Raw genomic sequence first — 13,455 nt, 5'->3', positions numbered from 1 at the left:
TGCTCATCCCGCCTCAGGCAGGGGATTTGCTGTTTCGTCTCACTTGTAAACTTTGGCACTTCGGTGCTTCCCCTGGCCTGCCTGCTGGATGGACGGCTGCTACAATGGTGCTCATGCCACGGATTGCGATTGTGGGCGGCGGCCTGACCGGCCTGGCCACGGCCTTCTGGCTCCAGCGGCGTGCGGCCCATCTGGACGTCGTGGTCCTGGAGGCGCGGGAGCGGGCCGGCGGAAATGTGGGGACGGACGAAGTCCACGGCTACCGTGTCGAACGGGGGCCGAATGGCTTCCTCGATCGCACCCCGGCGCTGCCCCGCTTGGTGCAAGCCCTCGGATTGAGCGATCAACTTGTCCCAGCCAGCCGCGGCAGCCGGCGCTTCCGCTTCCTCTGCGTCCACGGGCGGCTCTACCGCTTGCCCAACGGCCCGCTCGGCCTGCTGGCCACCCCGCTGTTATCCTGGCGCGGGAAGAGGGACCTGCTGGCGGAACTGTGGCGGCGCCCGCGCCGGCCTTCCGCCGCCGAGGCGGACGAGTCCGTCTACGACTTCGTGGCCCGAAGGGCCGGGCGGGAGGCGGCTGATCTCTTCGCGGATGCCCTGGTCACTGGCATCCAGGGGGGCGATCCCCGGCGGTTGAGCATGGCGGCTTGCTTCCCCCGCATCGTGGCCCTGGAGCAGCAGTACGGCAGCATCATTCGCGGACTGATTCGGCACGCGCGCGAGCGGAAGCGGCAAGCGCGCCGGGCGGGCCAACCGCCGCCGTCGCCGCCCCAGTTGTGGTCTTTCCGCGAAGGTTTGCAACGCCTTATCGACGCCCTCGTCCAGGCTCTGGGCGGTTCCCTGCGCTTGGGAGTTGCGGTGACCGCCCTGCAACTGGCCACGGGCAATGGTCCAGCGCCCCGCTGGCTCCTCCACAGCACCGGTTCGCCTCCCCTCGAAGCGGACGCTGTCGTACTTGCCTGCCCGGCCTATGCTCAGGCGGAATTGCTCGCCCCACTCGATCCGCCCCTCGCCGCGGAAGTCGCCGCCATCCCCTACAATCGCATCGCGGTCGTGGCCCTGGGGTATCGCCAGGTCGATTGCCCCCAGGTGCCGGACGGTTTCGGCTACATTGCTCCCCAAAGCCAAAGGCGCGATGTCCTTGGCGTCCAGTGGTGCTCCGCGATCTTCCCGGAGCGTGCCCCGGCGGGCATGGTCCTGTGGCGGGCGCTCTGCGGCGGTGTCCAGCGCGGCGACATCCTGGACTGGGACGACCAAACCCTCCTGCGCGCCGTGCAGCAGGAAATGGCCCAAGTCCTCCACGTGCAAGCCCCCCCGGCTTTCGTCCGCATCATCCGCTATCCGCGGGCGATTCCCCAGTACGAAATCGGCCATCTAGCCCGCTTGCAACGTCTCGATGCTGCCGTGCAACGCTGGCCCCACCTGTTCCTCTCCGGCAACGCCTACCGCGGCATCGCCCTCAATGACTGCGCCGAGGAAGCCGAACGGCTCACCGCCGAGTTCCTCCACCGCTTCCCGCCACCCGCTTCCCCTGACGCCGCGATGCCCGCCGACGCAAGACCAAGCGGTGCCACACCGCCTTGATTCGCTCTGTCTGCGTCTGCTCCGTCTGCGTTTGCTCCGCCTTTGCCTCCGGGCCAGGGGTTGGCTTCCAGGGTGAGTGTGCCGAAAGTTAGAACGCCTCGATCAGAGCAGGGAAGCGGAGCTTTCAAGGGGCCGCCGGTGGGACGAGGCTGCATAAGTTTCTGAGGAGAGGCCGGATTTGAGAAAAGAGAAAAACCAGGCAACAAAAGTCAAAAACCTTCGATTATGCCTTTGGCAAAAAGTCTGGGGCAGATATCAAGAGGAGTGTTTCGAGGCGGGAGGAAATCCTGCCAAAAGGGGAAAAAAGAGTTGAAGTCCCGCCGGGAGCTTTTATCATGGACGTTGTCCTGGCGATAACTCGTCCGATCGTCAGGAACCGTGCAATCGGTCGCCCAGCGGTACTCGCAGCCGCCAGCGTGGCGTCGGGTCAGGCCGAGGCGACGTTCCGATTGTGCGACGTGTGCGAGCCATGCCGGTCGTTTCCCCCCTCTGCCGGCGCTTCTAACGTTCCCGGATTACCTATGGAACGTGCCAGCGGTCGATACGTTGTGGCGCACGGAGGCTGAAGGCCGTTGGGCCGGGAAAGTCTCCGGGCACCCAGGATTGGCCCGCTGGACCTGACAAGGAAGCCCGTTCATGACGCGATTGCGACGCCAACGCTCGGATGCTGTCCAATCTCCTCTGGAAACCTATCTGCGGGAAATCAACTCCACGGCCCTACTTTCCGCCGAGGAGGAAAAAGAGCTGGCCCGCCGCATCAGTCAAGGGGACATCGAAGCCCGCGACCAGATGGTGCGCGCCAACCTCCGCCTGGTGGTTAACATCGCCCGCAGCTACGTCGGCAAGGGCTTGTCCCTCCAGGACCTGATCGAGGAAGGGAACCTGGGGCTGCTCCGGGCGGTCGAGGGGTTCGACCCCAACATGAATACCCGTTTTTCCACCTATGCCAGCTACTGGATCAAGCAGAGCATCAAGCGGGCCTTGGTCAATACGGCCAAGACGATCCGCATTCCGGCTTACATGATGGAACTGCTTGCCAAGTGGCGGCGCGCGACCAACCACCTCCAGGATGAGTTGGGCCGGCCTCCCACCCACGAGGAAGTCGCCCGTTTCATGGGCCTGCCCCGCAAAAAACTCAACATCATCAAAAAAGCCATCCGCGTCTACAACGCCTTGCCCCAACCCGATCCCCAAGACGACGGCTGGAGCATCGAGGAAATCCTCACGGACAGCCGCTCCAAGACCCCGGACACCGAAATGGTCGAGACGGACGACCTGCAAACGGTCATGGAGCTTTTGGACAAGATGGACCCGCGCGAAGCCGCCGTCCTGCGCATGCGCTTTGGACTCGACGACGAAGAGCCAAAGACCCTCAAAGAGATCGGCGAACGCCTGGGATTGACCCGCGAGCGCGTCCGCCAGATCGAAAACGAAGCCTTGGCCAAACTCGGCGACTGCCTCTGCGGCGACTGAAAGCCCAGGGCGACGGAGATCGGCGGATCGGCCTGCGCCCTTTCTTTCTTCGTTCTCGGTGCGATCCAGCGGACCCGTTTCGATACCCGACCGCGCCGTTCCTGCTCCTTCGCTTCGACACCGGTATGCATTGGTTCCCGGTGTTTGCCGGAGGGAACGAGCGCTTTTCCGAGGGGAGCACTTGTCAGGGGCGCAGCACTCCGCCCATCGCCGCGGGGTCGATCCGGTAACGCAGACTCTCCCCGCTCAGCTCGGATTCCACCCGGCCCAGCTTGTCCTTGACGCGGACGACCACACGTCCCTGGAGCTGCACGCTGCCATCGCCGGCGAGGAAGGACAGCTCTTCGCACGTTCCTTCCGCCCCGAAGCCGACGAAGCGGACCCGCCCCATCGCCTTGACACTCGCCAATCCTTCCCCTGGCTCAGCCGCGGATTTGACATCCACACGTTCACAGACGACCTTGAGCATCAGATCGTCGCCGCAGCGGACTTCAAACGCCGGTTCCCCTTCTCCCACGCGCAGCAGGACGCGGAAGCGCTGCGACACTTGGGCCAGTTGGGGCAGGGCCGCTGCCTCGCGGTGCACCACCGGTTTTTCCACCGCTGGCGGAGCCGAGGGAACCGGAACAGCCGGCTGGACAGCCGCCGGGGGAACCGCCGCCGGTGACGGCGCCGCTTCTGGCAGGGCCGGGGGCGCAGGCGGAGTCATTGGGGTTGCCGGCCCGGTCCGTTCCCCGTGGGAAGAAACCCCGCTGGAAGAAGCGGAGGAACCCACGGCCGCAGGAGGTGGAACCTCCGGCAAGACAGGCTGAACGGCTTGCGTTGGCGAAGCGACACTGGCTGAGGGTGCCGGGACCGGAGTGAGGCCCGCCGGTGGAGCCGGGATCGGCATGGCAATGGCCGGCGGTGCGGGGACGGAAATGGCTTCCCCTTCGGGGCCGGCCGCGCTATTGCTGGCCGAAGCCGGCGGGATGCTGCCGGGTGCCGCTGGAATACTGGCCGGAGGCGGCGGCCCATCGGGGGCAGGGCCGGAAGAAGCTGGAGCGCGCGCAGGCCCTCCGACGGGGGGAAGCGGTACGCTCTCGGAGGCGGCAAGAGCCGGGGGAGCGGTAGCTTCCGAGGAGGAAACGGTCCCCTTGGCTTCGGCGTGCTGCGCGCTCTCCAGGGGCCGGGGTGCCGGGGCCGACGCCGCGCTACCTGGCGCACTCCCCTTGCTGTTGTCCGTGCGGGTGCAGGGTCCGGCCAAGGCGGCCAAGCCGCCCAAACTCACCGCCAGTCCGCCCGCCAGCAGTTTCCATCGCATCCACAGCATGGCGCGTTGTTCCTCCCTGAACACCGAGGCGCTGCCGACAGGCTACCCGCCTGCCGCTGCCGCCCCAGAAACATCACGACCACGCCCCCTATACTCATCCCCCGCCCCTCTGTCAGCGCCAATTGGCGCCGGACAACTGGCTCGGGTGCAACCAGATTTTCTGGGGTCATCTCGTTTTCCCGCAGACCCTGGGAGGGCAAGGCTTTGCGGTGACAGACAATTTAACCCCTTGCTTGGCATTCCATCCTGCAGCTTTCATTCGGAGACGGGACCACCAACTGGACAAATAGCCCCCAAGAGAAGTTGGTTACACCCACTGGCTCCTCCTTCTGGTCCGCAAGTTCCCCAGAGGAAAAAAGAGGAAAACAGGCGGCCATCCCCATGCTGCCGGGAAAGGAGGGGAGAAACGGGGTCGGCAAAAACCATCGAGCTAGGTGGCGAGGCGGAGGGTCGATCCTGATCCATCCTGGCGGAGGAAGGGGCTGAGAAGGGGCATGGGGGAACGATCATTGCGGAAGGGGGGGTCGAGGAGGGAGAGTGAGGATCAATCTTTGCGGAGAGGGTGAGAAAGGTGGATAGGGTGGATCAATCTTTGCGGAGGGAGTGGAAGACCAGGCCGGTGAGCAGCTTGGGGTAGAAGTAGGTGGATTTGGGGGGCATGGTTTCTCCCGCGGCGGCGACGGCAATGAGGTGGTCCATCGTGGCGGGCGGAACGAGCACGGCCAGGCGGCACTCGCCTTGTCCCCAATTGGCCAGCACTTCGTCGAGGCGATGGACATAGCGGCAGCGGGGCGGAGCGCCGAAAAGGTCCGGCGGCAGGAGGTGTTCCAGGACCAGACGGTGGAGAATGCTCACGGCGAGGTTGCGCCAGGCGGGGCTGTGTTCCGGGGCCACGCGCTCCATCAGTTCCGGCTGGCGAAGGCGGACGGCGATCCATTCCCGCTCGGCGGCGACTCCAAAGGCCAGCACCTGTTGGGAACCGTCCAGTTGGAGATATTCCCAGGCCGCGGCGGCATCCTCGCTCCAGCGCTGGACCACCTCGAAGTGCGGGGTCAGATGGCGCTCCAGTTCGGCACGGCGGATGGGCCGGGGAGCGTCGATCAAGCGGTGCGTCGGCAGAATGACCAGGCCCGGATCGCTCATGCCCACCAGCATCATCAGGGTGAAGCGGGCCGGGTGTTCGGGATCGAGGGCTTCGCCCGCCGCTTGCAGTTCATTCAAGTAATTCAGGCCGGTTTCGTAGCGGTGATGGCCATCGGCGATGTAGATGGGCCGCGGTCCCATAGCCCCGACTGTGCGGCTGATGGCGGCGGAGTCGCTGACGGGCCAGAGGCGGTGGATGACTCCCAGATGGTCGCGGGCCTCCAGGGGCGGGGCCAGGCGAGTGAAGGGTTCCAGCAACGCGATCACTTCCTGCGCCGGATCGGGATAGAGGCCGAAGATCGGGGAGATGTTGAAGCCGGTGGCCCGGTACAGTTGCAGGCGGTCCGCCTTGGGTCCGGCGAGGGTTTGCTCGTGGGGAAAGATCGAGCCTTGGCCGAACGGTTCCAGGCGCACGCGGGCGAAAAATCCGCGGCGGCACTGGCGGGTTCCCTCCAGCTCGAATTCCTGCTCGTAGACATAGAGGCTGCGGGCGGTGTCCTGGCGGAGGATGCCGTCGAGGAGCCAGCTCCGCAGGGTGGCCGCGGCCCGCTCGTAGCGGGAGGCGGGGCTTCCCGGTTCGTCGCGGGTCAATTCCAGGCGGATGGCATTGTACGGACTGGCGGCGTACAACTGCTCCTGCAAGGGCGGATCGATCACGTCGTAGGGAGGGCACACCACCTCGGCCAAGGGGCCGACACGGGCCGGGTCGTAGCGGAAGCCGCGGAAAGCGCGAATCTCTGCCATGCCAGGTGCTCACAGGGGTGGCGGCAGCTCTCGTCCCGCGGCAGCCCGCGTATAAGGCGAAGCAGAGACCACAGCGGGACCTCAAGCTGTTGCCGCGTTGTCCTTGTTGCCGCGCTGTCATTGGTCGTGCACGGCCAGGGGGTCATTACGGGCGTGGCGCTTCCGATGGCGGCCAAGTCGGAGTTCCACGCCCAGGTTCCGGGTCGCGTCAGCGGCTTTCAGCGGCGGAGCTTGGGGTGGCGCAGGGGCCGCCAGGCGCCGTTTTCCCGGCTGCTTTCCACACAACGGGTGATGAAGAGCATGCCGTCGAGGCCGTCATAGACGTTGGGATAGATGGTGTTGACGGTCTCGAAGCGCTGGCCGGTGCTGCGCTGGATGATGGCCTCGTAGCCCGCGGTGTAGATGTTGGCGAAGGCTTCGAGGTAGCCTTCGGGGTGGCCGCTGGGGATGCGGGTGGCCTGGGCCGCCGCGGCGCCCAAGTAAGGGCCGCCAGCGCGGGTGTACACTTTGTGCGGCTCGCCGTTTTTGCGCACATACATCTTGTTCGGCTCTTCCTGATGCCATTCCAGCGAAGCCTTGGTGCCGTCGATCTCGATGAAGATGTCGTTTTCCCGCCCGTGGCTGATCTGGGAGGCCGTCACGGTCAGCAGGGCGCCGTTTTCCATCCGGATGATGGCGGTGCCGTAGTCGTCCAGAGCGCGGCCCGGCTCGAAGGTCTTGAGCTGACAGGACACTTCCAGCGGGAGCAAGGCGGAGATGTACCGCGCCAGGTTGTAGGCATGGGTGCCGATGTCCCCGAAGCACCCCGCCGCGCCGGACTGCTTGGGATCGGTCCGCCAACTGGCTTGCTTCTGCCCCGTGCTTTCCAGGCGGGTGCGGAGCCAGCCCTGAATGTAAAATGCCCGGATCGCCTGGATTTCTCCCAGATCGCCGTTGAGGACCATCTCCCGTGCCTGCCGCACCAGGGGATGGCCCGTGTAATTGTGCGTCAGCACGAAGACAATTCCCGTTTGCTCCACGATCTGCACCAGCTCTTCCGCCTGCTGGAGGTCGAAGGTCATCGGCTTGTCACAGATGACGTTGAAACCCGCCAGGGCGAAGGTCTTGGCGATGTCGAAGTGCGTATGGTTCGGCGTGGCGATGGAGACGAAGTCGATGGGGTCGGCGCGTTTCTTTTCCGCCTCAGCCATTTCCTGGTAGGAACCATAGGCCCGATCGGGGGGGATGTCGTAGTCGGGGGCCGAGGCTTTCGACTTGGCCGGATCGGACGACAAAGCCCCGGCGACCAGGGCAGCCCGATTGTCCAGAATGGCGGCGGTGGCATGCACCCGGCCAATGAAAGCGCCCTGGCCCCCTCCGACCAATCCCATCCGCAACTTCCGATTGAGCGGTGCATTCGTTGGCATCGTCGTTCCTCCCCACAAACCCACTGTTTCAGTCCCGTGCGTCCTCCGCTGTCCGATACCGCGCGCTCCGGGAACGTGACCTGGCGTGTCGGCGTGCCGAGATTGTAAGAATCCCCGCGGCCAACGGCGAGCACCCCCGCTCCCGTTTCCCCTGGCCGGTTCGGATCCCTGTCGGGGAGAGTGACGCAGGACACCGCAACCCGGCTGGGCCAGGCTGGGAGAACCCTTCGCCATGCTGTGGGTTCCGGTTCAGGCTCGTTCAGAAGGACGTGCAGGCTCGTTCAGAAGGACAGGTGGCGGAATCGGAACAGGGGAAATCGGAACAGGGGAAATCGGGAGGGAAAGGGAGGAAGAAAAGCGGGGAAATGAGGAGGAGCAGGGGGGCGGGAAGATCACCGTTGGAGTCGGCTATTCCCCGGCTCCCTAGAATGGAGTAGCAGCGGCGTTCCCCAGAATGGAGGAGCAGCGGCGGCCCGCCTGGCTTCCGGTTTCCTCTCCAGCTTCTACCCGCGGGGGCGAGTCCTATGGCACTGACCGCGCAGCAGATCGCCGAGCAACGTAAGCAAGTCGAGGAACTGATCGCCGGTCCGGATGTCGGCTTTGCCAAGGCGTTGTTTTTCGGGCGGTTCAAGGGGGAATTGCTGTTTCCGTATCCGGTTTTGCCGCCGGAGCAGCAAGCCGCCGCCGAGGAGATGGCCGAGCGCGTGCGGGCCTTTGCTCAAGCCCACATCGATCACATGCGCATCGACCGGGAGGCGAACATTCCCGATGAGGTGATCCGCGGCCTGGCCGACCTGGGGGTGTTCAAGCTGACAATTCCCAAGGAGTACGGCGGGCTGGGGTTTTCCCAGCAGCAGTATTTGCAGGTCATGGAGGTGATCGGGGGGCATTGCGCCAGCACGGCGGTGTTTGTCAATGCCCATCACAGCATCGGGGTGCGGGCCTTGGTGCTCTTCGGAACCAAGGAGCAGCAGGCGAAGTGGCTGCCGGGACTGTACGACGGCACCAAGCTGTGCGCCTTCGCCTTGACGGAACCGGAGGCCGGCTCCGACGCCGGCAATGTCCAGACCACGGCGACCCCCACCGAGGATGGCTCCGCCTACATCCTCAATGGCATCAAGCATTACATCACCAACGGCGGGATTGCCCATGTCCTCACAGTCATGGCTCGCACGCCCGATCCGAGCACGCCCAAAGGGAAGGTGACAGCTTTTCTGGTCACGCCGGACATGCCGGGATTCGAGGTCCTCGAAGCGCGCATGCCCAAGTGCGGCATTCGGGGGACGGCCACGGGCAAAATTCGCTTCACCAACATGCGCGTGCCCAAGGAGAACATTCTCGGCGAGATCGGGCGAGGTTTGAAGCTGGCTCTGACGGTGCTGGATTACGGGCGGATCACCTTTGGGGCGACGTGCACGGGGCATGCCAAGGCTTGCATTCGGGCGATGATCGAGCATGCCCGCCGCCGGGTGCAGTTCCAGCAGCCGCTCGCGGAGTTCCAACTGGTGCAGAAGAAGATCGCCTTCGCCGCTGCCCACTGTTTTGCGATGGAGGCGATGACCCACGAATGCGCCGCCTTCATCGACCGCGGGGCGGAAGACTACATGCTGGAAACCGCCATGCTCAAGGTGTTCGCCACCGAGCATCTCTGGACGATCGTCAACGATACGTTGCAGGTTTGGGGCGGCAAAGGCTATTTCAGCGATCAGCCGATCGAGCGGTGGATGCGGGATGCCCGGATCAATCTGATCGGGGAAGGGGCGAACGAGGTGCTCAAGGCGTTTATCGCGGTGGTGGGGTGCCGCGGACCGGGTATGTATCTGAAGGGTTTGCAGCAGGAGTTGTTCAGCGGCTGGCGGGGCTTTTTCCGCCGCTTGCCCGCGGCGCTGGGAGTGGGGGCGCGCCTGGTGGCGCCCTGGTTGGCGGCGGGAACTCCCGCCGTGCCCGTCCGCTCGGCCCAGCTCCAGGCTCCGGCCCAGACGCTGGCCCGCCTCGTCCGCCGCTTCGGCCTCAAGCTGCCCCATCTGTTCCTGGCCCTCAAAGATGAGGCGGCTTTCGCCCAGGCCCAGTTGATCCACGAACGCCTGGCGGACATCGCCATCGATCTGTACGCCGCCGCCTGCACCTTGGCCCGACTCGACCACCTGATGCAACAGCCGCTCGCCAACGGTGCTCCCGCCGGCCGGGACGATCCCTACGCCGACCTCGCCGCAGGGCGCTACTTCCTGGAGCTGGCCTTCCGCCGCATCCGCGAACGCCTGCAAGCCCTTGACGACAACGACGATCCCGCCCTGCTCGCCTGCGCCCGCAGCATGATCCCCAAGTTCGGCTGACGCCTCGGGTGCCGCACCGGAGGAACCGATGCCGGTAGGGCGTTCCACTCTCAACTTCCGGCGGGTGTCCCACTGCTGGTTCCCCCCCGTGCCCATCGATTCCGGTCGGCGTCCCACGTCCGCCCTGCTGCGTCCCTGGGCTTCCCGCTCCCTTTGGTGAGCCGCACAAAACCAGCCTGGCGAACCGGACAGAACTAGCCCGAAAATGTAAACTCCTGGAAGAAGGAGAAGCGAGGTGCTATGACGGACAAGGCGGCCCGACTGGTTATGATGGGTACGGGCAGCTTCGCCCTGCCCATTTTCACGGCCCTGCTGGAGGCGTTTCCCCAGGGGGTGGTGGGGCTGGTCACGCAGCCGTCCCGGCACACCGGCCAGACGCGAAGCACGACCCGCCTAGCGGGGCAGCCGCTCGTCGCTTTGGCCCAGCATCACGGTCTGCCTGTGCTGCAACCGGAGTCGATCAACACGCCGGAGGCCAGGGCGGAGCTGGAACGGTGGCAGCCGGATGTGCTGGTGGTGGCGGCCTACGGCCAGATTCTCTCCCCGCAGGTGCTGGCAATTCCCCGCTGGGGGGCGGTCAACGTCCATGCTTCCCTCCTGCCGCGCTACCGGGGCGCTGCGCCCGTGGCTCACGCCATCCTTCAGGGCGACACTCAGACGGGAGTCACCCTCATCCGCATGACGCCGCAACTCGATGCCGGCGATATTCTGGCCCAGGAGGCCATTCCCATCGAGCCGGACGACACCACCGGCAGCCTCGAAGCCCGCTTGGCCGAGCTGGGGGCGCGCTTGCTCGTCGAGTGGCTCCAGCGGCTCCACAGGGGCAACCTCCCTCCGCCGCTTCCTCAGGATCCGGCTCAGGCCACCCGCGCCCCGAAGATTCGCAAGAGCTTCGGCCTGATCGACTGGTCGCAATCGCCGGAGTATCTGGAGCGGTTCGTGCGGGCGATGCAGCCGTGGCCGACGGCTTACACTTTTTTGCACCAGCCGGGCCGTCCGCCGCAGCGCTGGATCATCACGCGCTTGCAGGTAGGACCGGAGGTGCCGGAGAATACGCCCCCCGCGCCCCCCGGAACTCTGCTGCTGCCGGAAGAGGCTCCCCCCGGTTTCCCCCTCGCGGTGCGGACCGGCACGGACCGCCTGGCCCTGATCACAGAGCTGCAACCGGCCGGGAAGCGCCGCATGAGCGCGGCGGAGTTCCTCCGCGGCCACCCCCTCTATCCCGGCGCCCGCCTCGGTCCCGAACAAGAGCACTGACACTGGGATGCCAGCGATTGCTCCGCCGAGGTGATCCTTCGCATGAAAACGGTTCGTTCTGCTGCTGCCGAACTTCTCCAGCGCTGCCGTTCGGGCCGCGCCTTCGCTCCGGAATTGCTCGATCAATGGCTTGCGGAAGACACGGTGCTCTCCGGTCCGGACCGCCGCTTGCTGACCCAACTGGTTTGTGGCGTGATCCGCCGCCGGGCGACCCTGGACGCTCTGATCCAGCCGCTGGTGGAGCGGCCGTGGTCCGCGGTAGAACCGGTCCTGCAAGACCTGCTGCGCCTGGGAGCGTACCAGCTCGTGGTGCTGACGCACATCCCCGCTTACGCTGCCGTGGATGCGACCGTCTCCGCCGCGGGGGAGCTGGGCTGGCCGCGAGCCAAGGGGTTCCTCAACGCCGTTCTGCGCCGCCTGGCAGCCCTGGTGAGCGAAGACTTTGTTTCTTCTCCCGCCGCGGATGCTGTTCCCCTTGATGAATCCTTGCCCCTGGAATCCTGGTCCGCCGACTCGCCGCCGCTGCGCTACCGCCGCCTGCGCCAGGCGCTGTTGCCCGATCCCCAGGAGCAGAGTCTGGAGTATCTCGCCGCCGCCTTTTCGCTGCCGCGATCGCTCGTGAGCCGCTGGCTGGAAAGGCAGGGGTGGCAGGAAACGATCCGCTGGGCTGCCTGGTTCAATGCGCCGCCGCCGCTGTGGTTGCGGGTCCAGACCCGCCGGGTTTCCCGTGAAGCCTTCCGCGATTGCCTGGCAGCCGCCGGCATTGCGTCCCAGCCCGGCCCCCATCCCCAGAGCCTTTACCTGCCCGATCCCCCGCCGGTCCGCCAGATTCCCGGTTACGCCGAAGGAAAGTTCACCGTCCAGGACCTCTCCGCCATGCTTGTAGCGTCCGCTCTCGAACCTCATCCCGGCATGCGCATCCTGGACCTCTGCGCCGCTCCCGGAGGCAAAACCACGCACCTGGCTGAGTTGATGAACGATCAGGGCCACGTCCTGGCCTGCGACATCCACCCCCGCCGCCTGGAAACCCTCCGCCGCCTGGCCCAGAGACTCGGCCTGAACTGCATCGAACCGCACCTGCTCCATCCACAGGAACCGCCGCCGAGCGGCCCCTTCGACGCCGTCCTGGTCGATGCCCCATGCAGCAACACCGGCGTGTTACACCGCCGCCCAGAAGCCCGCTGGCGCTGGCGCACCCAGGACCTGAAAACCCTCACCCGCCGTCAGGCCGACCTGCTCCGCCAGGCGCTCGCCGCCGTCCGGCCCGGCGGAACCCTCGTCTATGCGACGTGCAGCCTGGAACCGGAAGAAAATGAACGGCTGATCCAGGAATTGCTCCGCGCCTTTCCCCGGCTGGAAGTCGAAGAGGAATATCACGCCATCCCTGGACGGCCCGCCGATGGCGGCTACCACGTCCGCCTCCGCTGCCGTTGACCGCCGCTTCCCTTCCCCCGCCTCCCTTCTGTGCTTCACTCATGCGATCCCAAGCCTTGCTTCACTCATTCGATGACATCTTCCACATCATACTGGCCGATTTGACCCAGCAGTTCCACGAATTTGCGGAACGCCATCACCACCGTCCGCTTGGAGATGCCGCTGAATACCGGAAGGTACCAATCGATGACCAGGGTGTCGCCATCGTGGATGGAGGCGCGGAGAATGATCAGCTCGTCATTGATGCGGTTGCACAAGCTGTGAGCCAGTTCCTCCGGCGTCTCCGGGCGCACGCGGAAAAACGAGGTGAACCGGATGTAGCGGTTGTTGTGATGCGTCACCAGCACCCGGAACTGATCCTGGACCACCACATCGCCATCGTCGTCGAGGTGGTAGTCGAACAGGGCGGCATCGAACAATTCCCGCAACACGTCATTGTCCAAGTTGTCCGTTGTGATCAACTCTGCGTTCATGAGTATCGATCTCCTCAAAAACAGAATGTGGAAACTCCTGGAATGTGTTCGGGATTTCGGTGTAGGACACGTGGGCAGCGAGTCTTTATCTCCAGCTCTGGTCCGCCGGTGGGGGCGGCTCCCTGAGGAGTGTAACTTGTTGCAGGTTATCAGATCGCTAGGAAGCCGTCAAGGATCGCAGGGGTCCGACGAAGTCCGAAGGGGCAGTTGGAGGAGGGCGAGCACAGGGGGCCAGCGAGAGCATTCCGAGGTGGAGAAGAGGACGGCGGCAGGCAGGAGGCAGGGAAGTCAGGGAGA

At 65.3% G+C, this 13,455-nt stretch carries 10 protein-coding genes; 6 read left to right on the top strand and 4 right to left on the bottom strand.

Going from position 1 to position 13,455, the window contains the following annotated elements:
• The first annotated feature begins 113 nt into the window (after positions 1–113).
• A complete protein-coding gene (hemG, locus tag H0921_RS16430; protein WP_228499972.1) occupies positions 114–1,583 on the top strand; it encodes a protoporphyrinogen oxidase in 1,470 nt (489 codons plus the stop codon).
• Between the two features lie 636 nt (positions 1,584–2,219).
• Positions 2,220–3,056, top strand: a complete 837-nt coding sequence (locus tag H0921_RS16425; protein WP_194539608.1) for a sigma-70 family RNA polymerase sigma factor — start codon at positions 2,220–2,222, stop codon at positions 3,054–3,056.
• A 184-nt stretch (positions 3,057–3,240) separates the two neighbouring features.
• Here H0921_RS16425 and H0921_RS16420 read toward each other — a convergent pair whose 3' ends face one another.
• From H0921_RS16420 to H0921_RS16410, 3 genes are all read right to left on the bottom strand, one after another.
• Positions 3,241–4,368 carry a hypothetical protein gene (locus H0921_RS16420; RefSeq protein ID WP_194539607.1) on the bottom strand — a complete coding sequence of 376 codons (1,128 nt, stop codon included), beginning with the start codon at positions 4,366–4,368 and terminating at the stop codon, positions 3,241–3,243.
• Between the two features lie 585 nt (positions 4,369–4,953).
• The gene (locus H0921_RS16415) at positions 4,954–6,255 is read right to left on the bottom strand and encodes a DUF1015 domain-containing protein (protein ID WP_194539606.1); all 1,302 of its coding nucleotides are present in this window, start codon (positions 6,253–6,255) and stop codon (positions 4,954–4,956) included.
• Between the two features lie 218 nt (positions 6,256–6,473).
• Positions 6,474–7,661: a Gfo/Idh/MocA family protein gene (locus H0921_RS16410; protein ID WP_194539605.1), complete on the bottom strand. Its 1,188-nt coding sequence runs from the start codon at positions 7,659–7,661 to the stop codon at positions 6,474–6,476.
• Between the two features lie 524 nt (positions 7,662–8,185).
• On the opposite strand from H0921_RS16410, the gene H0921_RS16405 reads away from it, so the two are divergent.
• The 4 genes from H0921_RS16405 to H0921_RS16395 all read left to right on the top strand — a co-directional run bounded on the left by H0921_RS16405 (position 8,186) and on the right by H0921_RS16395 (position 12,685).
• Positions 8,186–9,994: an acyl-CoA dehydrogenase family protein gene (locus H0921_RS16405; protein ID WP_194539604.1), complete on the top strand. Its 1,809-nt coding sequence runs from the start codon at positions 8,186–8,188 to the stop codon at positions 9,992–9,994.
• Between the two features lie 28 nt (positions 9,995–10,022).
• Positions 10,023–10,154 carry a hypothetical protein gene (locus H0921_RS18255; RefSeq protein ID WP_261345481.1) on the top strand — a complete coding sequence of 44 codons (132 nt, stop codon included), beginning with the start codon at positions 10,023–10,025 and terminating at the stop codon, positions 10,152–10,154.
• Positions 10,155–10,234: 80 nt separating this feature from the next.
• Positions 10,235–11,251, top strand: coding sequence for a methionyl-tRNA formyltransferase (fmt, locus tag H0921_RS16400; protein ID WP_228499969.1), 1,017 nt, complete (start codon positions 10,235–10,237; stop codon positions 11,249–11,251).
• 42 nt (positions 11,252–11,293) lie between these two features.
• A complete protein-coding gene (locus H0921_RS16395) occupies positions 11,294–12,685 on the top strand; it encodes a transcription antitermination factor NusB (protein WP_194539603.1) in 1,392 nt (463 codons plus the stop codon).
• Positions 12,686–12,750: 65 nt separating this feature from the next.
• Here the strand turns inward: H0921_RS16395 and H0921_RS16390 are convergent, their stop codons facing one another.
• Complete coding sequence (locus H0921_RS16390) at positions 12,751–13,158, bottom strand: YbjN domain-containing protein (RefSeq protein WP_194539602.1); 408 nt, start codon at positions 13,156–13,158, stop codon at positions 12,751–12,753.
• Positions 13,159–13,455 lie beyond the last annotated feature (297 nt).

It is taken from the genome of Thermogemmata fonticola (genome assembly GCF_013694095.1).
GTDB classification, from domain to species: domain Bacteria; phylum Planctomycetota; class Planctomycetia; order Gemmatales; family Gemmataceae; genus Thermogemmata; species Thermogemmata fonticola.
Note: the sequence above shows the minus strand (reverse complement) of the source record. Positions and strands in the feature narration are given on the sequence as shown.